This window comes from Streptomyces sp. NPDC047917 (assembly GCF_043204345.1).
Lineage (GTDB): Bacteria > Actinomycetota > Actinomycetes > Streptomycetales > Streptomycetaceae > Streptomyces > Streptomyces sanglieri.
The window spans coordinates 67,254-91,383 of the sequence record NZ_JBIDCA010000015.1 but is presented as its reverse complement, the minus strand read 5'-3'; the positions used below and the strand labels follow the sequence as shown (position 1 = coordinate 91,383).

Below are 24,130 nucleotides of genomic sequence, written 5' to 3'. Positions count from 1 at the left end.
CGTGGTCAGCCCGCGGGTCCGGGGACCGTACAGGCACCGTCCCCGTCCCGGCCGCACGGCGGTGCGGTCAGGGACCGGTACTTCGCGGCGGCGAGCACGGTGGCCCGGGCGAACGGGCGGCCCGCCGGCGTGGTCAGCCAGTGGGCCCGGGGACGGTGCTCGGCCAGCGCCCAGAGGCAGACGATCCACGCGGAGGTCCCGCGGTAGATCTGCCCCCGGTCGCCGATCACCGTGATCTCGTCCAGCGTCCCGGCGTGGTCGAGCCCGGGGAAGCGGCGGTGCGCCTCCTCGGAGGCCGCCGGGACGAGGTCGAGCGGGACGAGCTGACGCTGCCTCATCAGCCACTGCCGCAGATGCAGGCAGAGTGGGCACCGCGCGTCGTACAGCACCGTCAGGCGCTCCACGGGGAGCCGCTGCCCGCCCGGTCCGCCCGTCATGGGGCTCAGGCCCTCGGGGCGGGCGCCGCCCACGGACCGGTGGCCGGTCCCGTCCAGCCCTGCGGGGGCACCGGCGGGGTCTGCTCACGCTCCATCAGGCCGCGGCGGCGGATCTTGTTGAGCACATAGACGTTGCCGAGGTGCATGACGCCGAGGACGAGCAGCACGACACCGAGCTTCACCGACAGCGCCTCGAAGAGCCCGCGGGCGTCGGTGACGGCGTCGGAGTTCCTCAGGTAGAGGGTGACGAAGCCCAGGTTGACCAGGTAGAAGCCGACCACCAGCAGGTGGTTGACGGCATCGGCGAGCTTCTCGTTCCCGTGCAGTACATCGGCGAGGAACACCTTGCCGTTGCGGCTGAGCGTGCGCGCGACCCAGACGGTCAGCGCCACGCTGATCAGCAGGTAGATGACGTACGCGACAACAGTGAGGTCCATGCCCCACCCTCCCTTGAACGCGTTCAAAAGCTGTTGTCATGGACTGTAGACCTGTAATTGAACATGCTCAAGCAGGGAGTCCGGTGGCCTGCTCCGGCTGCTTGTCCGGTGCCCCGAAGCGCCGGACGCCCGGCACCGCCGCCGTCCCCAGGCAGGCCGCGCCGACGGCCACCGCCGCGATGGCCAGGGGCACTTCGGCACCCCAGGCCGAGGCCGCGAGCGGTGCCAGGGCGTAGCCGAGCGGCATCGCGCCGAGCGAGAGCAGCCAGTCGTACGAGGTGACCCGGGCCAGCGCGTGTGCCGGTACGGCGGACTGGACCGAGCTGTCCCAGACCGGGCCGAGGAAGCCGAGGCCCGCCTGGGCGACGCCGTACGCGGCGATGGTGAGCGCGACGGGCGCGTGGGCGGCCAGCAGGCCGAGCGGCAGGGCGTACGTGGCGAGGCCCAGGTTGGCCACCAGGACCGGGCGGCGGGGGCGGGCCCGGCCGGCCAGCAGCGAGCCGAGGAGCAGGCCGACCGCACCGGTCTGCAGGAGGGCGACCCAGACGCCCTTGCCGCCCAGCTCCCGGAGGAAGAGCGCCGGGCCGACGGTCATCAGGACGGCCGCCGCGCCGTTCCAGGTGGCGTGCCCGATCAGGCTCGTCCAGTACCAGTCGCGGCTGCGGACCTCGCCCCAGCCCTCCTTGAGGTCGGTGAGCAGCGAACGCCGGGGGATGGGTACGTGCCGGACCTCGACGGCCGACAGCAGCGCGGCGCTCACCGCGAAGGTGGCGCCGTCCAGCACGAAGGCCCAGCCCGGTCCCGCGGTGAGGATCAGCAGCCCGGCGAGGGCCGGTCCGCCGAGCCGGGTGGCGCTGTTGACCACCGCCATCAGGGAGTTGGCGCGCAGCAGCCCGGACTCCGCCACGGTGCCGCGGATCAGCGGTGAGGCGGTGGGCATCGCGAACGCCCCGGCGGCGCCGCCGACCGCCTCGGCGAGCGCGATCTGCCAGAGCGCGGGGGAGCCGCCGAGCAGCTCCGCGCCGACGAAGAGCTGGGTCGCGCACCGCACGAGATCCGTGGTGAGCGCGACGGTGCGGGCGTTGAAGCGGTCGCCCACGACGCCGCCCAGTGGCAGCAGGAGCAGCTTGGGGACCATCGCGCAGCCCAGGACCAGGGCGAGCGCCCCGGTGGAGCCGGTGGCCAGATAGACGGCCAGGGAGAGGGCGGTGGGGATGACGGCGTCGCCGGTGAGCGAGAGGGTGCGGCCGATGAAGAGCAGGCGGAAGGCGCGCGTGCGCAAGGGGTGCGGCATGCGCGAGAATTTATTTTGGTACCGAACTATTCGTCAACGAAATATTCGGTACCGAAGAAAGTTTGGTGGACCGGCGTACGATTTCCCCATGGAGCGACGCGACTGGACCGACGGACATGTGGAGCGCTGGAAGCCCGTCCTGCCCGGCCTGGATCCCGACGTCGAGGGTGCGGTGACCCGCATGAAGAAGCTCTCCGTCCATCTGCGCCGGGTGCGCGAACAGTCCCTGGTCGACTTCGACCTGGACCGCCAGGAGTTCGACACGCTCCACAAACTGGCCGGACGCGGGGGGAAGGCCGCCCCCTCCGAACTCGCCGCCGACCTCGACCTCGCGCCCGCCTCCGTCACCGGCCGGCTCGACGCGCTCGAACGGCGCGGCTTCGTCCGCCGTACCCCCTCCACCACCGACCGCCGACGGGTCGACGTGGAGCTCACCCGCTCGGGCCGCTCCACCTGGCTCGGCGCGATGGACGTCCTCGGCCACGAGGAGTACCGGCTGCTCGGCGTACTCGGCCCCGACGAGCGCACACTGCTCAACGACATGCTGCGGCGCGTCATGGTGGTCGCCGAGGACCGGGGCGGCGCCGCCTGGGACTGACCGGCCGCCCGACACGGGACATCGCGGGGTACGGTTCGTGCGGCCGGGGCGGGGAGACCGTCAGACGCTCATCGCGCGGGCGGTGTTGAGCTGGGCCATCACCATGGGGAAGGTGTCCTGGCCGACCGCCGGGATCATCGCCGAGTGGTGCCGGCCGCCGCTGGTCACCGTGACCTGGACGAAGCCGGTCGTCTGCTTCTCCTTCATCAGGAGGAACAGCAGACCGATCAGGCAGAACAGCGCGAACACGATCGCCAGCACGATCGCGACCGTCGGGATCTTCTCCTCGGTACGGGTCAGGTCCGTCGCCGTCCACACCGCGCCCTTGAGCGGCATCGGACCGGACGGGGTCACGATCTGGTCCTGCATGACGGCGATGTCACCGAGTGTCAGAACCGGCATGCCGGTGCCGGGCTGGGCGCCCGGCGGCTGCGGGAAGCCCTGACCGGGCATGGTCGGCTGGGCCGCGGCGCCCTGCGGGTAGCCGTAGCCGGGGCCGGGCTGGGTCGCGGACTCGGGCAGCGGCTGCGGGTAGCCGTACGCCGGGGCGCCCGGACCGGGCTGTCCGGCGCCGTCCGCGACGGTGGGCGGGTTGCCCGGCTGCTGGGGAGCCGGCCCCCACTTGTATGAGTCGTCCGCGTACGGATTCGGATCGCTCAACGTTCCCCGCTCTCGATCAGACCTGTGCGCCCCGGACCCCGTTGGGGCCGGCGGCGGCGAACCGCAGCCCGGTTCCGCACGACCGTACCGCCAAGACCCGCACGGCGCAGCAAGGGGCCCCGCTCCCGCAGGGTCGCTGCGGAGAACGGGGCCGGATGCGACTGCCGGGCGGTCAGAAGCGGCGCGTGATCAGCGCCCGCTTGACCTCCTGGATCGCCTTGGTGACCTCGATGCCACGGGGGCAGGCGTCCGTGCAGTTGAAGGTGGTGCGGCAACGCCACACGCCGTCACGGTCGTTGAGGATCTCCAGGCGCTGCTCGCCGCCCTCGTCGCGCGAGTCGAAGATGAAGCGGTGCGCGTTGACGATCGCCGCCGGGCCGAAGTACTGGCCGTCGTTCCAGAACACCGGGCACGAGGACGTGCACGCGGCGCACAGGATGCACTTGGTGGTGTCGTCGAAGCGCTCGCGGTCCTCGGGGGACTGCAGACGCTCGCGGGTCGGCTCGTTCCCCGTGGTGATGAGGAAGGGCATGACGTCGCGGTAGGCCTGGAAGAACGGGTCCATGTCGACCACGAGGTCCTTGAGGACCGTGAGGCCCTTGATGGCCTCGATCGTGATCGGCTTCTCCGGGCTCAGGTCCTTGATCAGCGTCTTGCAGGCGAGCCTGTTCTTGCCGTTGATCCGCATGGCGTCCGAACCGCAGATGCCGTGCGCGCAGGAGCGGCGGAACGTCAGCGTGCCGTCGGTCTCCCACTTGATCTTGTGAAGGGCGTCGAGCACACGCTCCTTCGGGTCGATCTCGATCTGGAAGTCCTGCCACTGGGCCTCGTCGGAGACCTCAGGGTTGAACCGCCGGATCCGGAAGGTCGCCGTGATGTACGGCGAGTCGGCGAAACCGGCCTCGGGCTCGGGAGCCTTGTCGGCCTTGTCCAGGGTGGGGGTAGCCATCAGTACTTACGCTCCATCGGCTGGTAGCGGGTCTGGACGACCGGCTTGTAGTCCAGCCGGATCGACTCGGTGCCGTCGTCGGCGACCTCGCGGTACGCCATGGTGTGGCGCATGAAGTTGACGTCGTCGCGGTTCGGGTAGTCCTCGCGGTAGTGACCGCCGCGGGACTCCTTGCGGGCCAGCGCGGAGGTCGCCATGACCTCGGCCAGGTCGAGCAGGTTGCCCAGCTCGATGGCCTCCAGCAGGTCCGTGTTGAACCGCTTGCCCTTGTCCTGGATGGAGACGTCGAGGTAGCGCTCGCGCAGCTCCGCGATCTTGTCGACGGCCGTCTTGATGGTCTGCTCGGTGCGGAACACCATCACGTTGGCGTCCATGCACTCCTGCAGCTCCAGGCGGATCGCCGAGACGCGCTCGGTGCCCGTGGAGTTGCGCAGCCGCTCGACCTGGTCGATGACCTGCTGCGCCGGGTTCTCGGGAAGTTCGACGAGGTCGTGCTTCGCGGAGTACTCGGCGGCGGCGATGCCCGAACGGCGCCCGAAGACGTTGATGTCGAGCAGCGAGTTGGTGCCCAGCCGGTTGGCGCCGTGCACGGAGACACAGGCGACCTCGCCGGCGGCGTACAGGCCCGGGACGACGGTGGTGTTGTCGGCCAGCACCTCGCCCTCGACGTTGGTCGGGATGCCGCCCATGGCGTAGTGCGCGGTCGGCTGGATCGGGATCGGGTCCGTGTAGGGCTCGATGCCGAGGTACGTACGCGCGAACTCGGTGATGTCCGGGAGCTTGGCGTCCAGCTGCTCCGGCGGCAGGTGCGTCAGGTCGAGGTAGACGTGGTCGCCGGCCGGACCGCAGCCGCGGCCCTCGCGGATCTCCGTGTAGATGGAGCGCGAGACGACGTCGCGCGAGGCGAGGTCCTTCATGACGGGCGCGTACTTCTCCATGAAGCGCTCGCCGTCCTTGTTGCGGAGGATGCCGCCCTCACCGCGGGCGCCCTCCGTCAGCAGGATGCCCATGCGCCAGATGCCCGTCGGGTGGAACTGGAAGAACTCCATGTCCTCCAGCGGCAGACCCCGGCGGTAGCAGGCGGCCTGGCCGTCACCGGTCAGGGTGTGCGCGTTCGACGTCACCTTGAAGAACTTGCCGGTGCCGCCGGAGGCATAGATGACCGACTTCGCCCGGAAGACGTGGATCTCGCCGGTGGCCAGCTCGTAGGCGACGACGCCGGCGGACTTCTTGACGCCGTCCTCCTCGACGACCAGCTGGTCCAGGACGTAGAACTCGTTGAAGAATTCCACGCCCTCCTTGACGCAGTTCTGGTAGAGCGTCTGGAGGATCATGTGGCCGGTGCGGTCGCCCGAGTAGCAGGCGCGACGGACCGGGGCCTCACCGTGGTTGCGGGAGTGACCGCCGAAGCGACGCTGGTCGATCTTGCCCTCGGGCGTACGGCCGAACGGCAGGCCCATCTTCTCCAGGTCGAGAACGGCGTCGATGGCCTCCTTCGCCAGGATCTCGGCGGCGTCCTGGTCGACCAGGTAGTCGCCGCCCTTGATCGTGTCGAAGGTGTGCCACTCCCAGTTGTCCTCCTCCACGTTGGCCAGCGCGGCGGCCATGCCGCCCTGCGCGGCGCCCGTGTGGGAGCGGGTGGGGTAGAGCTTGGTCAGCACGGCGGTGCGGCTGCGCTTGGTCGACTCGATGGCCGCGCGCATGCCGGCGCCGCCGGCGCCGACGATGACGGTGTCGTACGTGTGGATCTGCATGGTTTACCTCTGGTCCTTCGGGCCCGGCGCCTAGCGGATGTTCGGGTCGAAGGTGAAGATCACCAGCGTGCCCAGCAGGACGGTGAACACCGTGGCGGTGTACAGCAGCATCTTCAGCCAGAAACGGGTGTTCTCCCGTTCGGCGTAGTCGTTGATGACCGTACGGAGACCATTGGCGCCGTGCAGCATGGCCAGCCACAGCATCGCCAGGTCCCAGAGCTGCCAGAACGGCGAGGCCCAGCGGCCGGCCACGAAGGCGAAGCCGATCTTGGAGACGCCGCCGTCCAGCACCAGCTGGATCAGCAGGTGGCCCAGGACCAGGACGACCAGCACGATGCCCGACAGGCGCATGAAGAGCCAGGCGTACATCTCGAAGTTGGTGCGCGATCCCTTGGGGGTCTTGCCGGTCCGCTTGCGCGGCGGCTCGATGACCGGGGCCGGGTTGTCTGTGTCGTAGAGGCTGACGCCCTCTACTGAGCCGATCGCGGCGGAGGACTCGGTGGACATTGGCCTCAGCTCCCGAATACTTCGCGTACGGCGTGGCCGAGGACCGGGTACAGCGCCCCGACCATCAGCACGACCCAGATGCCCACGACCGACCAGAGCATCTGCTTCTGGTAGCGCGGGCCCTTGGCCCAGAAGTCCACGGCGACGATACGGAGACCGTTCAGCGCGTGGAAGAGAATCGCGGCCACCAGGCCGTATTCGAGGAGCGCGACGATCGGCGTCTTGTACGTGGCCACGACGTCGTCGTAGGCCTCGGGGGAGACGCGGACGAGAGCGGTGTCCAGGACGTGTACGAACAGGAAGAAGAAAATGAGGACACCGGTGACTCGATGAGCCACCCAGGACCACATGCCTTCCCGGCCGCGGTACAGCGTTCCAGCCGGCACGGAAGAACCCTCCGGGAGCGGGGATTGGGGCCGGCCGGCTTGACTGTCGGTCTGACCCGGCCGGGTACGGTCCACCGGCCCCGGCCATCGTAGCGACGGTTTGTCGGTTCGTTCGCGCGGGGGCCCGCGGTGTGATCAAAGTGGCAATCAAACAGGCACGGACGGGCTAGAAAGGGCTGTCGACCGCCCCCACCGAGGCCGTTCCGTTATGAACCCGATACCAGCTCGATGATGCGGCCCCGGGCGAGTCGGCGCATCTCCTCCGCGGTCACCACCCGCTCCTGGTCCGGTTCGTGGGCCAGCCTGGCCCGGATCCCGGCGAGCACCTGGTCCGGCTGCTCGGCCGGGCCGAAGCCGTCCAGGCAGATCACGAAGACATGGCCGAAGCGCGACTCGTACGCGGCGTGCGCGGCCTGCAGCGCCAGATGGGCGGAGTGCGGCGCGGCGTGGTGCAGACCGGGGGAGACCTCGGCGGTGAGCGCCTCGGAGAGGTCCGCCGGGGTCAGGTCGTAGCCCGCCTCGTCGGCCGCGGCCAGCAGCGAGTCCACATCGGGGAAGGGGCGGTGGGCGGCCAGCCGCTGTGCCCAGCGGTGGCTGCCGCAGCACTCCAGCAGGGCGGCCTCGGCCTCGGTCGCCGGTGCGGCGTTGAAACGGTCCAGGCCCGGGACGCGGATCTGGGCCTGCTCGGCGGCGGAGTTCTGGACGGGTACGGCCGTCCGGGTGGCCGGTTGGCACAGTTGCTCCGGGAGGCCGGCGCGGGACTCGCTGGACCTGGTCAGCGTGGGCTCCTCGGATCAACGGCATCTGTGACCCTGGAGAGGGAAGCGGTGGAAGAGACCAGGCAGATGCAGGGTGAAGGGAGAGACGAATGTGCCTCAAAGCTAGCCAGGCGGGGCAACGGGCGTCCGACAGATGCGCGAACTTCACCCGGACGGGAGAGTTTCGGATCGCCTGACGAACCGTATTCCAAGGAGAATGCCCGGCTGTCTCCCTGATTCTGCCTTGTTTTCCGTAAACGACGGAGGTTTCTGAACGATGTCGCCCTCACGAGGCGCTCTCGTGGCCGGTGCGGTGCTCACCGCGGCGGCCGCCGCGACGATCGCCGTCGTCGTCTGGCCGGAAGGCTCCGACAGCGGGCTCGCCGGACAGTCGTCGAACGCCCGTACCCCCGTGCCCTCCTCGGCCGCCCCCTCGCCGACCCGGAGCTACCCGCTCTCCACCGCCCCGCGCACCATCCCCGCGGTACGCGAGCACATCGCGGCCCGAGGCCCCGGCTGGCGCCCCGGCCCGGACAGCGGGGTCGTCGTGGCCCGCGGCAGCGGGACGCTCGCCGACGAGGGGCAACTGCTGGCCCAGGAGCTGAAGATCCACTACCGGGGCGAGGTGCCCGCCCGCGCGGGCGACGTGGAGCTGGCCCTCTCCCCGGGCAAGGGCACCCCCGAGTCGTACACCCTCGGCGTCCACGACGGACGGGTCACCATCAGCGGGCCGGACCAGGCCGGGGTCTTCCACGGGACCCGCACCCTGAAGCAGTCGGTGCGCGCCGACGGCGCGATGCCGGAGGGCGAGGTGCGCGACCGGCCCGACCGGCCGCAGCGCGGCCTCAACCTCGACATCGCGCGCAAGCACTACACCGCCGCCTGGATCAAGGACCGGCTGCGCGAGATGGCCGACCTCAAGCTCAACCAGCTCGGCCTGCACTTCTCCGACGACCAGGCCTTCCGCATCGAGTCCCGCACCCACCCCGAGGTGGTGTCGCCGCAGCACCTCACCCAGGCCGAGGTGCGGTCGATCGTCGGCCTCGCGAACCGGCTGCACATCGAGGTCGTCCCGGAGATCGACTCCCCGGGGCACCTCGGCGCGGTGCTGCGGGCCCACCCCGACCTCCAGCTGCGCAATGTGTCGGGCACCCGCTCGCCCGGGTCGCTCGACATCTCCGACCCGGGCTCGGCCAAGCTCGTCGACGAGCTCCTCGGCGAGTTCACCGAACTGTTCGCCGGGGCGTACTGGCACCTGGGCGCCGACGAGTACCTCGCGCTGATGGCGCGGAACCCGGCCGCCTCGTACCCCCAGCTGCAACGCGCCGCCCAGCAGAAGTACGGGGCGGGGGCGAGCATCAAGGACCTGACGACCGGCTGGCTGAACGACCGCGCGGCGGTGGTGCGCCCGCACGGCAAGCGGCCCAAGGCGTGGAACGACGGCTTCTTCCGCGACGGGACCGTGCACGCCGACAAGGACATCGAGGTGGAGTACTGGACGGGCAAGGAGTACGGCGCCCGGGAGCCGGAGGAGTACCTGCGCGAGGGGCGGCGCGTGGTGAACCTCAACGACGAGTTCCTCTATTACGTGCTCGGCCAGCCCAACCAGTTCGTCTACCCCACGGGCAAGCGGATCTACGAGCAGTGGACCCCGCTCGTGCTGCGCGGCACCGAGCCGGTCCCGGCGCGCTACTCCGGCCAGATCCTCGGCGGCCGGTTCGCGGTCTGGGGCGACCTCCCGCAGGCGCAGACCCCGGCACAGGTGGCGCAGGGCATCCGGATGCCACTGCGCGCGACCGCCCAGAAGCTGTGGGCCCCGGGCAGGCCGGCGCTGAGCTGGGACGAATTCCGGGCACTGGCCGCGCGGATCGACGGGACGGGCTGAGCGGGGCGGAGCGGGGGTCGGGCCGGGCGGGGCCGATCGACGGGACGGGCTGAGCAGGGCGGAGCGGCGGCTCGGGCCGGGCAGGGTGGAGCGGCGACTCTTGGCCGGGCAGGGTGGAGCGGCGGGGCGTCGGGCAGGGTGGAGCGGCGGGGCGCCGGGTGGTGCCGGGCCGGATTCCCCGTGGACAGCCGGGGGGTGGCGGGCTACGTTCCGGATGCCGCGCGGTCCGGGGAGGGCCGCGCGTTCTCGCGTTCGCGCTCAGAACCTTGGGGGGTTCCGCTTCATGCTCTGCTCCACCTGCCGTCTCAGACCGCCGGTCACCGACGACGGACGCTGTCTGCTCTGCGCCGGCCCGGCCGGGCCGGCCGTCCCGATGCCCCCGGCCTTCATCGCTCCGCAGCAGTACCTGCGTTCGCCCGAGGGGCTCGCGAAGGCCGTCGTCGTACTGCTGACGGTCGTAGCCGCGGCGGATGTGCTCGCCGTGGCGGCGGGCCAGAACACCCGCCGCGTCATCGCGGCCGGGCTGGAGAACGACTTCGCCACGTACGACGAGGCGGAGGCGGGCCTCGCGGACAATCTGTACGCGACCGCCGGAGTGCTGCAGACCCTCGTGGGCCTGGCCACCGGGATCGTCTTCATCATCTGGTTCCGGCGGGTACGGCTCAACGCCGAGGTGTTCGACCCGAGCATGCAGCCGATGAGGCCCGGCTGGTCCATCGGTTCCTGGTTCGTCCCGATCGCCAACCTGGTGCTGCCGCGCCGGATCGCGGGCGGCATCTGGACCGCGAGCGCACAGACGAACACCGACGGCAGCTGGCGCACGGTTCCGGCCACTGTGATGAACCTGTGGTGGGGGTTCTGGGTCGTCTCGCTGGTCGCCTCCCAGTACGCGACCCGGCAGTCCTGGAAGGCCGAGCAGCCGCAGGAGATCCTCGACACGACGGCCCTGGTGATGGGGAGCGACGTCCTCGACATCGTGGCCGCGGTGTTCGCCGTCCTGTTCGTCCGCAGACTGACCCGGATGCAGGGGGAGCGGGCGGCCCTCGGCACGTATCCGCTGGGTTTCCCGGGCGTACCGGGGCGCGAGGACTGGGGCCGCGCCCACTGAGCGAAGCTATTCGGCCCTCCGTAGTGACGGTTTCAAGCCATTCGGCGCTGAAAGCGGTAAAACAGGAAGCGCCTCGTCCCCATGCCGTGCGCGCGGGGACGTGCCGACGGGAGACGCCGATGAGCCTGCTGGAACTGATCGCCGCCGCCGACGAGCGCGGGCTCGCCGCGAGCGCGGTCGCCTGCCTCGACCGCTGCCTGCCGCAGCCCGTGGACGGAGCGGACCCGGATCCGCTCCGTCCGCTCTGGGCGGGGTGCGCGGACGCGGCGGTCTGGCCGGAGCGGATCGCGGAGGTCCGCGCGGCGCTCGACGCCGCGGCCGACGAGGAGGGCGCCGCGCCGCGGATCCGGAAGCTGCTGGGCGAGGCGCCCGCGGACCGGGCGGCGCCGGAGCTGCGGGAGTGGGCCGACGCCTGCTCGCTGCTGGCCCTGGAGGTCCACCTCGACCCGGACACGGCGCCGGGCGCCGGTACGGAGACGGCACGACGCCGGCGCGCGGGCGATCCGGCCGGGGCGGGCCCGTTGCCCGCCGGGGAGCTGCGCCGGCAGATCCGGATCCTGGAGTTGCTGGCCGCGACCGCGGGCGCCGCGCCGGCGGGCGCCGGACTGCGCCAGGTGCTGGAGGTCTCGGCCGAGGGACAGCGGGTACTGCGCGCCGCGGTCTCGCGGCGGGCGCGCCGCGATCCGGACGAGCGGCCCGGGACCTGACCGATGCGGCCGAGTGCTTCCGCCGCGGTGTACCGGGGCGGCACACCGCCTGTGCCGGGGCGGCGCGGTGCCCGTACCGGCCCCTCCAGGTGCGTCCGGCCGCTTCCGGCCGCGGGGGGGGGGGGGGGGGGGGGGGGGGGGGGGGCGGGGGGCCGGCGCCCGCCGCGGGCCCCCCCCCCCGGGGCGGGGGGGGGGGGGGGGGGGCGGGGGGGGGGGGGGCTCGCGGTGGGGGCGTGCGGGGGGGGGGGGGGGGCCCCCGGGGGCCCGCCGGGGGGGGGGGGGGGGGGGGGCGCCCCCCCCCCCCCCCCCCCGGGCCCCCCCCCCCCCCGGGGCCGGCTACCTCGGGCTGTCGCGGTGGAGGCGGTCGTCGTCGGCGAGCGCCTCCCCGGCCTCGTCCCGCAGCAGCCGCACGTACTCCCGGGTCCAGGTCTCGACCGTTTCCCGGTCCCACAGGTCGGCCGAGTACTCCACGGCGCCTTCCAGGACGTCCCCGGCCGGGGTCAGCACCATGATGAACTCCGACCGCGACGCGGCCGGGGCGATCTCCGCCACCGTGGTGGTGAGCCCCGGCAGTTCGATGCCGGTGTCCAGCGAACTCTCGTAGGCCAGGCCGATGGCCAGGCTGTCCGGTATCTCGACGCCCCTGCGCTCCCGCATCACCGGCGCCACCTGGCGCGGCGGCATGGCGTGCTCCATGCCCAGGACCGTCGTACGGGTGACCCGGTCCGTCAGCGCCGAGAAGGAACCGGCGCGCGCGTCACGGACCCGCAGGGCGAACCCGGTGGCCGTGCAGCCCACCAGGGACTCGAACTCGCGGCTCTCCCGGCCCGCGTAGGAGATGTTCATCACCACGTCCTCCTGCCCGGCCTTGGCCGCCAGCAGCCGGCCGAGCGCCGCCGCGGTCACCACGAAGGGCGTGGTCGCCCGGCGGGCGGCCAGCCGTTCCACATCGGCCCGGACCTCGGCGGGCACGGTGAACTCGACGACTCCGCCCCGCCCGCTGAGAGTGCCGGGCCGCGGCCGGTCCAGTGGCAGATCCGCGGTGAAGGGGGCGTCGGCGAGTTCCTCCAGCCAGTAGTCCGTGCGGCGCCCACCGGTCGCAGCCTCGTGGGCTATCTGCCAGTGCGCGTACTCCACTTGCTGCGGCACCGAGACCGACAGGCCGGGGCCGCTTCCGGTGGCGGCCGTACGGTAGAGCGCGGCGAGCTCCTTCAGCAGCGTGGTCAGGGCCCACCCGTCGCAGGTGCAGTGGTGCATCACGAGCAGCAGCACCCACTCCTCGGCGCCGGTGCGCAGCAGACGGGCGGAGAGCACGTCCCCCTCGAAGAGGTCGAGCGGTGTCTCCGCCGCCCGCTCGGCGAGCCGTTCCACCTCGGCCCGCCGATCGGGCTCCGGCCGTGAGGCGAGGTCGTCGACGGGCAGGTCGAGGGGGCGGGGTTCGAGCACCTCCTGCCGCCAGGAGCCGGGGTCCGCCGGTACGAGGCGGGTACGCAGCGCCTCATGACGTTCCGTCAGCTGCTGGAGTGCGGTGCGCAGCGATCCGGGGTCCAGTCGGCCGGAGAAGGCGATCCGCAGGGCGACGTTGAAGACCTGCGGCTTGGCGTGGCGGGCGTGCAGGGTGGCGAAACGGGACTGCTGCCGACTGGCCGGACCCCGGCGGACGACCCTTCTCGATCCGGCGCCGCGCACGAACTCCGTCATGGCGCGCAGGGTGGGCTCCTGGTAGAGGCGCGAGAGCGGGTACTCGACGCCCCACGCCTCCCTGATCCGGTTGACCAGCCTCATCGCGGTGAGCGAATGCCCGCCCAGGTCGAAGAAGGAGACATCCGGATCGACGCCCGGCGCGGTGAGGCCGAACTCGGCCGCCCAGAGTTCGCGAAGTCCGTTCTCCATCGCGGTGCGGGGTCCGGCCTCCGGCGCCGGGCCGGCCGCCCGGTGTGTCCCCTCCCCGTCCACCGGGAGGGAGGGACCGGCCGAGGGGAGGGACGGACCGGCCGAGGGGAGGAAGGAGCCGTCAGCCAGGGGGGTGGGACCGGCTGAGGGGAGGAAAGGATCGGCCGACGACAGGGACGGACCGGCCGAGGAGAGGAAGGGGCCGGCCGCCGGGAGCCGCGTCCGGTCCAGCTTGCCGTTACCGGTCAGCGGCAGTTCGGCGAGGATCCGCCAGGCGCGCGGCACCATGTACTCCGGCAGGTGGCCGTTCAGCTCCTCGGCCCACCGGTCGGTGCGGGACCGCTGCTCCGCCGTACCGTCGGGGCCGGGCTCCGCTGGTACCACGTAGGCGGCCAGGAAGGCCTCGCCGTTCGCACGGCGCAGGCCGACGACGGCCGCCCGGCGGACACCGTCGAGACGGCCCAGTACCTGCGCCACCTCCTCCGGCTCGACCCGGAATCCACGGATCTTCACCTGGTCGTCGCCACGGCCCACGAACACGAGCCGTCCGTCCGTCGTCCAGCGGACCAGATCACCCGTGCGGTAGTGGCGGCCCTCCGACCGGCCCTCCGCCCCGGCCTCCGCCCGGCCCTTCGGCTCGGCCTCCGCCCGGCCCTTCGGCTCGGCCTCCGCCTGGCCCTCCGCCCCGGCCTCCGTCCCGCCCTCCGGCTCGGCCGTGAACCTCTCCCCGGTGAGGTCCGGCCGGTGCAGATAGCCCGCGGCCACCCCCGGACCACCGACGAGGAGTTCCCCCACCGCGCCGATGGGCACCGGCTTGTCCGAGGCATCCACCACGCGCAGCGTCACGTTGTCGGCCGGACGCCCGATCGCGATCACGTCCTCGTCATCGTCCGGGACGGGCCCGTCGGCCCCGGGCGACACTGTGTCGGCGACGCACAGCACGGTCGTCTCGGTCGGGCCGTAGATGTTCACCGTCTCGTAGGGGGCCTCGGGCCGGGGACGGCTCCGGAGCGCCTCGCCGCCCAGCAGCAGATGGCGCAGCGGAGGCTGATCGGCCACCGGCAGGCGCAGCACCTCTTCGCCCAGAGCGGTCGGCAGGACGCTGAAGGCGATGCCCCGGTCCGCGTACCACCGGGCCAGGGCGAGCGGATCGCGGCGGACCGGCTCACCGGCCACGACGATCGTGCCGCCCGCCGTCAGCGCCGGCCAGATCTCCAGGAGGGACGCGTCGAAGCTCTGGCTGCACACGACGGCGCTCCGGTCGTCGCCGGTGAACGCGAAGCGTTCGTGGTGCCACTGGCAGAGATCCACCAGGCCGCGGTGCGTGAGCACGACACCCTTGGGCGTGCCGGTGCTGCCCGAGGTGTAGATGACGGAGCACGCGGAGGAGGGGGACGGACCCCTGGTGCGGGTCGCCGACCGGGTGCCCGGCCCGGGGTCTCCCGCCGGGGCGGCGTCCGGTGCGAGCACGGTCACCGATCCGGGCAGCCGCAGGTCTCCCGCTCCGTCCGCGTCGCCGATCACCGTGCGGGCGCCGCTCTCGGCGATCACCTGCGCGGCGCGGACGGCACCGAGCGACGGGTCGAGCGGCACATACGCGCAACCGGCCCGCAGCACGGCGAGCAGCGCCACGACGAGCTCCGCGGAGCGTGGCAGCCACACCGCCACCAGGGGTTCCCGGTCCTCGTCCGACCGGTGTTCCGCGAGCACGGCGGCGAGTCGGCCGGCCCGCTCGTCCAGCTCCCGGTAGGTCAGTACGGCGTCCTCGCCCTCGACCGCGGTCCGCGCGGGGTGCGCCGCCACCTGCCGGGCGACCCAGTCGTGCACGGTGGTGTCCGCGACCGGCCGGACCGGGCCGTGTTCCCAGCTCTCCGGCACCTCGTCACCCTCGACCGGCGGACGCGCGAGCAGGGACAGCGGTGTGCCGGGCTTGTCGACGGCGGCGGCCAGAAGGTCGCGGAAGACCGTGAAGAACATGTCGACGGTGCCCGGCTCGAACAGCTCCGCGTTGTACTCCAGATGACAGCGGACACCCTCCGGCCCGTCGGTGAAGTAGACCGTCAGATCGGTCAGCGCCTTGTCGGGGCCCGCGTCCAGCGCGACCGCCTCGACGCCGGGGAGGTCGAGACGGAACGGCTCCGCCGACTGGAACTCGGCACACACCTGGAACACCGGCGTGCGGTCCGTCCTGCGGGGCGGCGCGAGTACGCGCACCACCTTCTCGAACGGTGTCCCCGCGTGGTCGTAGGCGTCGAGCGCGACGGTACGCACCCGGTCCAGCAGCGTCGCGAACCCGGGATCGCCGGTGAGGTCGACCCGCAGGGCGAGGGTGTTGACGAAGAAGCCGATCAGCTCCTCGGCCCGCTGCGGCCGGTCCGAGACCGGGACGCCGATGACGAGGTCCTCCTGCCCCGTGACCCGTCGCAGCATCGCCGCCCAGCCGGCCACCAGGGTCATGAACAGGGTGGCGCGGTGGCCGCGGCTCAGCTGCCTGACCTGTTCGGACAGTCCGGGGCCCAGGGAGTGGAAGACGGCCCGGCCCTCGGAGGTCATCTCGGCCGGCCGGGGGCGGTCGGTGGGCAGTTCGAGGACCGGGAGGTCGCCGCCGAGCACGCGCCGCCAGTGGGCCAGGTCCCGCGCGGTGCCGGGGCCGTCCGCCGTCGCGCGCTGTTCCCGTGCGTACTGGGCGTAGCTCCAGGTCAGCGCCGGCAGACCGGCCTCGGTGCCGTCGCGCGCCGCCCGGTAGAAGGCGGCGAGGTCCCGGCACAGGACGGTCGCCGAGGCAGCGTCCACCACGATGTGGTGGAAGGACAGGACCAGTACGTGCTCGTCGGCCGCGGTACGCACGAGCCGGCTGACGAACAGCGGACCGTTCTCCAGGTCGAAGCGGCGCGAGCTCTCCGTCGCCAGCGCCTCCCGCGCGGCGGCCTCGGCCCGGAGCGTGCCGTCCACCACGTCGAAGTCGGGCCCGGCGGCCTCCCGCACCAGCTGGACCGCCGAATCGCCGGCCTGCCGGAAGACGGTGCGCAGCCCTTCGTGGCGGGCGACGAGCCGGCGCAGCGCGGTGTGCAGCGCCTCGGTGTCGAGCGCACCGCGCAGGCGGATCGCCTTCACCTCGTTGTAGGCGGTGCGTCCCGGGAGCAGGCGTTCCAGGAACCAGATCCGCTCCTGGCCCGGGGACAGGGGCGCGCCCGGGGCGGGTGTCCGCCGCTCCCGGTGCCGGCGGCGCAGGGCGTCCAGCCGGGGGAGACCGGCGCGCAGCTGGTCCGCGGAGACGCCGAAGTCGACCAGCGCGACGATCTCGTCCGCGCCCGCGTCGGCCACCGCCTCGGCCACCGGCAGGACGGTGTCCACGTCGCCTATCAGGGCCCGCTGGTCGCAGTAGCGGCCGTAGGCGCGCCGGAAGACCACGTCCAGATCGTCCTCGCTGAGCGATCTCAGGTCGGTGGTGACACCGAGGCTGTTGGTGACGCCGCTGAACAGGGACAGGGAGGCCCGCATGTAGCGGGCCATCGGTGCGAAGGCCTCGGCGCGGGCGGTGTCGTGGTCCTCGGAGAGGTAGGTGTGCATCAGGACGGCGACCCGTCCGGCGTCCGGGTCGAGGCCGTGCAGCGCCCGGGTCCGGCGGTAGCGGGCGATGTTGTCCCTGAGCTGGTCGACGTCCTGGGTCATCAGATTGGTCACGATGCCCAGGTCGTGCGCGGCGGCGCGTTCGTACGACTCCGGGTTGGCGACCACCGCCGTGTAGAGCGGTGGCATCGTCTGGACGGGGCGCGGGAAGAGCCGGACATCCCGTTCGCCGTCCCCGGTGGCGCGGCGCAGCGACTCGCCCCGCCAGAGGCTCCGTACCTGTTCCAGCCGGTCGTACATCTCCTGCTTGTGCGGCCCGAAGCGCTCGGGGAAGAAGACGAAGTCGTTGGCGTTCCACCCGCTCGCGACTCCGAGGCCGACGCGTCCGCCGGAGAGATTGTCCGCCATGGACCATTCCTCCGCCACCCGGATCGGGTCGTGCAGCGGGAGCACGACCGAACCGGCGTTGATGCGGATGCGCCGGGTCTCCCGGGACAGCGCCGCGGCCAGGACGGCGGGGTTCGGGAAGAGGCCCCCGAACGAGTTGAAGTGCCGTTCGGGCATCCACAGCGCCTCGAACCCGTGACGGTCGGCGAACCGGGCCGCCTCCATGAGCAGTTCGTAGCGGCCCTCCTCCGGGCCGGGGCCGTCGTCCGGGTAGTCGCCGAAGAAGTAGAGGCTGAAGTCCGCGCGGCGCGGCGCAGTGGGCGCCGCGGAAACCGGGGCGGCCACGGGAGCGGGCGGCGCATCGGTCACGGGACGAGGCGGCGCGTCGGTCACGGCTTCGGCCACCTGACCGGCGACCGGTTCGGCCACCGGCTCGGCGACGGAACCGGCGACCGGTTCGGCGACCTCGTGGGCCGCGGCTTCGGGCACGGTTTCGGTCACGGCTTCGGCCGACGGGACGGGGAGGACCGCCGCCGGTTCGACGGCTGCCCGGCCGGGAGCGGGTCGCCGGGCCGGGGCCGTGCCGGTGCGGAAGAAACCAGCCTTCCGCAGGTCCCTCAGCGACCCCCGCACGGCATCGGCCACATGCTCGATGTCACCGTCGGTGTGGGCCGTGGAGAGGAAGAAGTTGCGCCACTCCCACACGTGCACGCCGCGCAGCATCAGGTGGTAGTAGAGGAGCTCCATGTCGGCGCGGTGCTCGAAGCGGAACTGCGAGCCGAACCAGCGCATCCGCAGGGGGAATTCCTCGGCGTCGAAGAACTCGTTGAGTCCGGTGGCCAGTTCGCTCGTCCGGGCGTTGAGCCGTTCCTGAAGGTGCGGACCGTGCTCCTTCAGATGAGTGAGCACGGCGTGCGCCGCGGTCATCGACACGGGATGCTGAAGGTAGGTGCCGCCGAAGAAGGTGGTGTCGGCGGTCGGACCGCTGTCGTCCCCGTAGGTCCAGTGACCGCCGTCGACCCCGTCCATGATGTCGGAGCGCCCGGCGATCGCGCCGATGGGGAATCCGCCGCCGAGGAGCTTGCCGTAGGTGGCGAGATCCGGGGCGACGCCGTAGAGCTCCTGCGCGCCACGGAGCGCGGGCCGGAACCCGGTCAGCATCTCGTCGAACATCAGCACGATGCCGTGACGCGCGGTCAGCTCGCGCAGCTCACGGACGAACGCGGCCGGCTGGAGCGAGGGATGCCTGCTCTGCACCGGTTCGACGATGACCACCGCGATCCGCTCCGCGTCCCGTTCGATCGCCCGAAGGGCCTTCTCGCTGCCGTATTCGAGGACGGTCAGTTCGGCGACGGCACTCTGCGGGATGCCCCGGGAGACGGGCACGGTCCCCTCCTGGGCGCCGTGGCCCGCCTGCCGGCCCAGCACCTGGTCGGCATGGCCGTGGTAGGAGCCCTGGAAGGTGACGATCCGGTCGCGGCCGGTGGCGGCACGGGCGAGCCGGATCGCCGCCGCGTTGGCCTCCGTACCGGAGTTGGCGAAGGCCACCCGTTCCATCCCGGTCAGCTCGCACAGCAGCTCGGCGGCCGCGCCCGTCTCGACGCTGCGGGGGCCGAGCCGGATGCCCCGGGAGAGGTGTTCGCGCACGGCCTCCCGGACGAAGTCCGGCTCGTGGCCGAAGAGGAGCACCCCGAAGCCCATGGTGATGTCGGTGTAGCTGTTGCCGTCGATGTCCTCGATCCGCGCGCCCTGCGCGCGACGGGCCGCCACCGGATAGAGCATCTCCTTGGTCGATCTGCGGAACCCGACGACCGCTCTGCTGTCGGCGAGTCTGCGGCGGTGGCGCTGGGCGAGCCGTCTGGAGGCCGCCGTACGTGCCGTGTACCGGCGTACGAGGTCGTCGAGATGCTCCTGCTGCGTGCGGGGCGAGGCGGAGTGGACCATGCCGGCGTCGGGGGCGATCACCACGCGCGGCCCGTGCGCCCGGGGCTGCTGCGCGTTGCCGGTCGTGGCCGGTGCGGCGTCGATCTGTTCGGTGATGCGCCGCGCGAGTCGGTCCATGGCGGCCAGGTCCCGGTCCAGGGCGGCCGTGAGGCTCTGCTGCTCGTTCACCGGACCACCTCGTCGTTCGGCATGGCCGCCGTCGAGTTGCTCTGGAGCGTGAGCAACTGGGAGAGCTGGGTGAGCATCTGGAGCTGGATCTGTGACAGCTGCTGGACCCGCAGGGCCAGCTCCTGCAGCTCCTGCCGGGTGACGAGCCCGGCGTCCGCGACGGCGTCGTGCGGTACGGGGTGGGGGACGGCATGGGGGTGGGGGACGTCGTGCGGGACGGCGTGGGTGACCGGCGGCGCGCCGTCGGCCGACGCGGCGTGGACCGGCGGTGCGCCGCCCGTCGCCGGCCGGGCGGTCGCGGGTGCGGCGGCCGGCCGGGGGACGGTGCCGGGCTGCCCGGACCGGCTCGGCCGACCGGGCTGCCCGGGCAGCCGCGCGGCGACGAGTTCGGCGAGCAGCCGGGGCGTTCCCGTCTCGTCGAACAGCTCTCGCATCGTGATCTTGACGTGGTGCTCCTGTTCGATCTCCCGGAGCACATTGATCATGAGGAGCGAGTCCGCACCGAGATCGAAGAACGGGGTGTCGGCCGGGACCGAGGTGAGGTCCTCTCCGAAGGCTCCGGAGAGGAAACCGAGGATGCTGTCCAGCAGCGGTCCGGTCTCCGTCGCTTCTGTCGTCATGGTGCGTTCCTCTCTCGCCGGGGAAATGGGTCCGCGGGACGGGGGCGGGGCCCCGACCCAGTGGTGTCGGTGCTGGAATCGGTAGCCGGGCAGCGGGACGCGCCGCCCTCCGGTGCCGGCCAGGAACGTCTCCCAGCGGACCTCCGCTCCCGCGCAGTGCAGATCCGCCGCAGCGCCGAAGAGCGCCGTGAGTCCGGTGCTCCGGTGCAGGGAGGGAACCGCCCGCACCGCAGGCAGGGAGCGGCGGGCCAGGCTGCTGAGCGTGGTGTGCGGTCCGATCTCCAGGAGTACGTCGGGCCGTTCACCGGCGACGGCACGCAGCGAGGCGTCGTAGCGCACCGGCTCGCGGGCATGGCGGACCAGGTGCTCCGGGTCCGGCACCCAGCCGGGCTCCCGGGTCCGGCCGTCGAGAGAGCTGATGAAACGGGTCCGTACCGGTGCGAAGGGAGTCTTCGCCAGCACCACCGCGAACGCGTCGAGCATCGGCTCCGTGGCAGCGGTGTGGAAGGCCCGGTCCACCGCGAGGCGCTCGTACGGGGTGCCCCGGACATCGAGCGCGGCGCACATCCGGTCCACCACCGCGACGGGACCTGCCAGCACGTGGGAGCGTTCCCCGTTGGTCACGGCGAGCTCCAGGCCCGGGTGCGAGGCGGCGAGCTCCGCGGCGGACTCGCGCTCCAGCGCCACCGCCACCATGGCACCCGGCGCGCAGTGATTCCGCATCAACCGGCCCCGGTGCGTGCTGAGTTCCAGGCCGTCCTGGAGCGACAGTGCCCCGGCCGCGAAGAGTGCCGCGTACTCACCGACGCTGTGGCCGGTCACCGCCCGGGGCCCGATGCCCGCCTCGTCCCACAGCCGGACCAGGGCGCACTGGAGGGCGAACAGGGCCGGCTGCGCGGTCGCGGTCGGCCAGAGGGCCCCGGGCGTGCCCGCCCCCTCGGTAAGGAGTCCGGCCAGCAACGGTTCACCGGTGAGACCGCGGTGCCACGCCTCGCAGGCGTCGAGGACCTCCCGCACGACGGGAAACCGTCCGTACAGGGCCGCCGCCGCCCCGGGGCGCAGCGAACCCTGACCGGTGAACTGGAACACCACCCGGGTGGAGGCGTCCCCCGGCGGCACGGGGCCCGCGGCGGCAGCGAGCGGTGCGGGGGCGCGGAGCCAGGCGTCCAGGGCATCGGCCAGCGCGGACGGTGTGCCGGCCCGCACCGCGATCCGGTGCCGGCCGTGCGAGCGCCCGAGCGCGGCGGTCGTGACGAGATCCGCCAGGGGCAGGGCGGTCCGCCTGCGGAGCACGTCGCGCAGGGACCGTACGTTGTCGGCGAGGGCCTCCCGGCTCGTCGCGGAGACCAGAAGCACGTCCGGCGGGGCGGCGGTGGCGGAACGCGGCTCGGGCTCGGGGGCTTCTTCGAGGATCAGGTGGACGTTGGTGCCGCCGACCCCGAGCGAGGTGACACCCGCCCGCCGGGGGGTGCCGTTGTCGGGCCACGGGTGCGGGGCGCGGGGCGCGTAGAACGGGCTGTCGTCCAGCCCGAGCAGCGGATTGGGGTCGGCGAAGCCCGCGATCGGCGGGATCACACCGTGCTTGAGCACCAGCAGGGCCTTGACGAGACCGGCCAGTCCGGACGCCACGTCGAGATGCCCGATATTCGCCTTGACGGCTCCGAGAGCGCAGTATCCGGTCCGGTCCGTGTCCTGCCGGTACGCCGCGCCCGCCCCCTCCAGCTCGATGGGATCGCCCTTGAGGGTGCCGGTGCCGTGGGTCTCCAGATACCCGATGGTGTCCGCCCCGACGCCCGCGTGGTCCAGCGCCCGGCGTACGGCCCGCTGCTGGCCCCGCGCACTGGGCGCCGCGAACGCCTGCTTGTCGGCGCCGTCGTTGCAGATGCCCCAGCCGCGGATGACGCCGTGCACGGTGTCGCCGTCCGCGAGCGCGCGGGCCAGCCGCTTCAGTACGACGGCCACGACACCGGTGCCGCCGACGGTCCCGTTCGCGGCCGCGTCGAACGCCCGCAGCCGGCCGCTCCTGGAGAGGATCGAGCCCTTGACGTAGTGGTAGCCGAGCACCTGCGGGACGTGGACGGCGCCGGCGCCGGCCAGCGCGATGTCGCATTCGTCCAGCAGCAGGGACTGGGCGGCCAGGTGGACACCCACCAGCGAACTGGAGCAGGCGGTCTGCACGTTGACGGCGGGGCCGGTGAGACCGAGCCGGTGGGCGACCCGGGTCGCGTTGAAGTCGGTGTAGTTGCCCACCAGGACCTGCATGCCGGCCAGCCAGTCGGCGATGTCCTCGTTCGGCAGGACGTTGTTGAGCAGATAGGACTGCATGCTGTACAGGTGGTAGCCGGTGCTGGCGTAGACCCCGATCCGCCCGCCGTCCCGCTCGTCGGGGTAGCCGGCGTTCTCCAGGGCGTGCTGCGCGCACTCCAGGAACAGCCGGTGCTGGGGGTCGGTCAGACGGGCCTCGCGGGCGCTCATCCCGAAGTGCCGGGCATCGAATCCGGCGATGTCGTCCAGGACGGCCGAGGCCCCGACGAAGTCGTCGCGCCGGTACAGCTCCCCGGGGACTCCCGCGGCCTTCAGTTCGTCCGCCGTGAAGCGGGTGAAGCGGTCCTCGCCGTTACGGATGATGCGCCACAGGTCCTCCGGGGTGTCGGCCCCCGGCAGCCGGAAGGCCATCCCGACCACGGCGATGCGCGGGTCCTGCCCACCCCCGCCCATCAGCCGCGCCCTTCAGGAACGGGGGCGTCGCCGGTCTCACGTAATCGCCCGGCTCGGGCCGGGGAACGGCGCAGCACGAGCAGCGTCAGCAGGGCGAGGCACAGGACGATGGCGAGGCCGTGCAGGGAGGCGACCACCTGGAACGGGGAGAAGGACTCCAGCAGCGATCCGCTGATCAGCATCCCCAGCCCGAACCCGGCGTTCTCGGCCGAGGCGGAGAGCCCGAAGAGGCGTCCGCGCTGCTCGTCCGGGACCAGCTGGAGCCGTGACACGTAGACGACTTCGGTGACTCCGTCCGCCGCTCCGGCGAGGAGCGCGGTGGCGAGCGTCGGTACGGTGGGCAGCCCGCTGAACACGATGATGAACGCCCCCGACATGACACAGGCGCCGACCGCGAAGGCCCGCTCGCCCAGGGTGTGTCCGGTCCGGCGGTTGTGCCGGGCCAGCACCTGCTGGGCGATGATGGTGCCGACCGCCCAGGTGGCCCAGAACTGGCTGATGAAGGTGGCCGGATGGTCGGGGTCCAGCAGGCTGGAGTAGACGGGCAGCGCGACATTGTGCGAGGAGGACCCCAGCCCGTCGACGGCCCGCACGGCGATCATCGCCATCAGCACCGGCGCCCCGGCCCACAGCAGCCGGACGGAACGGTGACCGGCGCCCTGCGAGCCCCCGTCGGACCCCGCCGCCCCCTCGGACCGGGCCCTCGTGCGGATCGGCAGCACCAGCAGAACCGACGCGGAGACCAGGAACGTGCCCGCGTCCAGGACGAACGCCGCCGTGTATCCCAGCTGCGCCACCACCACACCCGCCGAGGCGAAGCCCGCGATCATGGCGAGGGAGCGGCCGGTGACCAGCAGGCTGTTGGCGCGGGTCCGGTGCTCGGCCCCCACGATCTCCGGGATGCTGCTGCGCAGGGCGACCTGCGAGAGCGTCGAGCAGCCCCCGGTGACCACGGCCAGGCAGTACAGCAGGGAGACCCGGCCGGCCTCCGGCGCCAGGAGCAGCACCAGCAGCGCCAGTGCCTGGCCGAGGTCGGCGCCGATGATCAGCCGCTTGCGGTCGCACGCCGAGACGAGGCGCCCGCTGACGAACCCCGCCCCCACACTCGTCCCCAGCCGTACCGCCATGAAGAGCCCCGCGGCCAGGGCGCTCCCGGTGACGTCGTAGACGAAGACGTTCAGCGCGACCATGTTCAGATAACTGCCGTACGCGGAAACGCCGTTGCCGAGAACGAGCAGCCGGAAATGCTTCATGCGCACCCTTTCGGAACCACGAGGGGGAGTGGGCACCCGATCGCCCGCCGCCTCAGCCTCATGCGCCGGGTCGGTCTCCCAACGCCCCGTTCCCCTC

Annotated in this window: 16 protein-coding genes; 4 read left to right on the top strand and 12 right to left on the bottom strand. The window is 72.4% G+C overall.

The window, feature by feature from the left end; translation table 11 throughout:
• Positions 1-5 precede the first annotated feature (5 nt).
• From ACGF8B_RS32985 to ACGF8B_RS32975, 3 genes are all read right to left on the bottom strand, one after another.
• On the bottom strand, positions 6-437 hold the full coding sequence (locus ACGF8B_RS32985) for a thiol-disulfide oxidoreductase DCC family protein (RefSeq protein ID WP_392745769.1): 432 nt from the start codon (positions 435-437) through the stop codon (positions 6-8).
• Positions 438-442: 5 nt separating this feature from the next.
• The gene (locus ACGF8B_RS32980; RefSeq protein ID WP_342282004.1) at positions 443-874 is read right to left on the bottom strand and encodes a hypothetical protein; all 432 of its coding nucleotides are present in this window, start codon (positions 872-874) and stop codon (positions 443-445) included.
• Between the two features lie 67 nt (positions 875-941).
• Positions 942-2,168, bottom strand: a complete 1,227-nt coding sequence (locus ACGF8B_RS32975) for an MFS transporter (protein WP_392745767.1) — start codon at positions 2,166-2,168, stop codon at positions 942-944.
• An 88-nt stretch (positions 2,169-2,256) separates the two neighbouring features.
• Here ACGF8B_RS32975 and ACGF8B_RS32970 point away from each other — a divergent pair, with 88 nt between their 5' ends.
• Positions 2,257-2,766: a MarR family winged helix-turn-helix transcriptional regulator gene (locus ACGF8B_RS32970; protein WP_392745765.1), complete on the top strand. Its 510-nt coding sequence runs from the start codon at positions 2,257-2,259 to the stop codon at positions 2,764-2,766.
• A gap of 60 nt (positions 2,767-2,826) precedes the next feature.
• Here ACGF8B_RS32970 and ACGF8B_RS32965 read toward each other — a convergent pair whose 3' ends face one another.
• From ACGF8B_RS32965 to ACGF8B_RS32940, 6 genes are all read right to left on the bottom strand, one after another.
• Entirely contained in the window at positions 2,827-3,426 is a 600-nt protein-coding gene (locus tag ACGF8B_RS32965; protein ID WP_342282008.1) for a hypothetical protein, read from the bottom strand.
• Positions 3,427-3,598: 172 nt separating this feature from the next.
• Positions 3,599-4,375: a succinate dehydrogenase iron-sulfur subunit gene (locus ACGF8B_RS32960; RefSeq protein ID WP_266913138.1), complete on the bottom strand. Its 777-nt coding sequence runs from the start codon at positions 4,373-4,375 to the stop codon at positions 3,599-3,601.
• Complete coding sequence (sdhA, locus tag ACGF8B_RS32955) at positions 4,375-6,129, bottom strand: succinate dehydrogenase flavoprotein subunit (RefSeq protein ID WP_392745764.1); 1,755 nt, start codon at positions 6,127-6,129, stop codon at positions 4,375-4,377. The genes ACGF8B_RS32960 and sdhA overlap by 1 nt, the downstream gene beginning before the upstream one ends.
• 30 nt (positions 6,130-6,159) lie before the next feature.
• Positions 6,160-6,636, bottom strand: coding sequence for a succinate dehydrogenase hydrophobic membrane anchor subunit (locus ACGF8B_RS32950; RefSeq protein WP_392745762.1), 477 nt, complete (start codon positions 6,634-6,636; stop codon positions 6,160-6,162).
• A gap of 5 nt (positions 6,637-6,641) precedes the next feature.
• Positions 6,642-7,022, bottom strand: coding sequence for a succinate dehydrogenase, cytochrome b556 subunit (gene sdhC, locus ACGF8B_RS32945; RefSeq protein ID WP_072486591.1), 381 nt, complete (start codon positions 7,020-7,022; stop codon positions 6,642-6,644).
• A 206-nt stretch (positions 7,023-7,228) separates the two neighbouring features.
• Positions 7,229-7,696 (bottom strand): 2-oxo-4-hydroxy-4-carboxy-5-ureidoimidazoline decarboxylase, encoded by a 468-nt coding sequence (locus tag ACGF8B_RS32940; RefSeq protein ID WP_392745937.1) that lies wholly within the window; start codon positions 7,694-7,696, stop codon positions 7,229-7,231.
• Positions 7,697-8,057: 361 nt separating this feature from the next.
• Here ACGF8B_RS32940 and ACGF8B_RS32935 point away from each other — a divergent pair, with 361 nt between their 5' ends.
• The 3 genes from ACGF8B_RS32935 to ACGF8B_RS32925 all read left to right on the top strand — a co-directional run bounded on the left by ACGF8B_RS32935 (position 8,058) and on the right by ACGF8B_RS32925 (position 11,480).
• Positions 8,058-9,665 carry a glycoside hydrolase family 20 protein gene (locus ACGF8B_RS32935; RefSeq protein ID WP_392745760.1) on the top strand — a complete coding sequence of 536 codons (1,608 nt, stop codon included), beginning with the start codon at positions 8,058-8,060 and terminating at the stop codon, positions 9,663-9,665.
• A gap of 283 nt (positions 9,666-9,948) precedes the next feature.
• A complete protein-coding gene (locus tag ACGF8B_RS32930) occupies positions 9,949-10,773 on the top strand; it encodes a DUF4328 domain-containing protein (RefSeq protein ID WP_392745759.1) in 825 nt (274 codons plus the stop codon).
• A gap of 119 nt (positions 10,774-10,892) precedes the next feature.
• Positions 10,893-11,480, top strand: coding sequence for a hypothetical protein (locus ACGF8B_RS32925; protein ID WP_392745758.1), 588 nt, complete (start codon positions 10,893-10,895; stop codon positions 11,478-11,480).
• 336 nt (positions 11,481-11,816) lie between these two features.
• Here the strand turns inward: ACGF8B_RS32925 and ACGF8B_RS32920 are convergent, their stop codons facing one another.
• Genes ACGF8B_RS32920 through ACGF8B_RS32910 form a run of 3 tightly spaced genes read right to left on the bottom strand, consistent with a single transcriptional unit; the run spans position 11,817 to position 24,033 of the window.
• Complete coding sequence (locus ACGF8B_RS32920) at positions 11,817-19,442, bottom strand: MupA/Atu3671 family FMN-dependent luciferase-like monooxygenase (RefSeq protein WP_392745756.1); 7,626 nt, start codon at positions 19,440-19,442, stop codon at positions 11,817-11,819.
• A complete protein-coding gene (locus tag ACGF8B_RS32915) occupies positions 19,439-22,780 on the bottom strand; it encodes a type I polyketide synthase (RefSeq protein WP_392745755.1) in 3,342 nt (1,113 codons plus the stop codon). The genes ACGF8B_RS32920 and ACGF8B_RS32915 overlap by 4 nt, the downstream gene beginning before the upstream one ends.
• Entirely contained in the window at positions 22,780-24,033 is a 1,254-nt protein-coding gene (locus ACGF8B_RS32910) for an MFS transporter (RefSeq protein ID WP_392745754.1), read from the bottom strand. Before ACGF8B_RS32910 ends, ACGF8B_RS32915 begins: the two co-directional genes overlap by 1 nt.
• Positions 24,034-24,130: the final 97 nt, after the last annotated feature.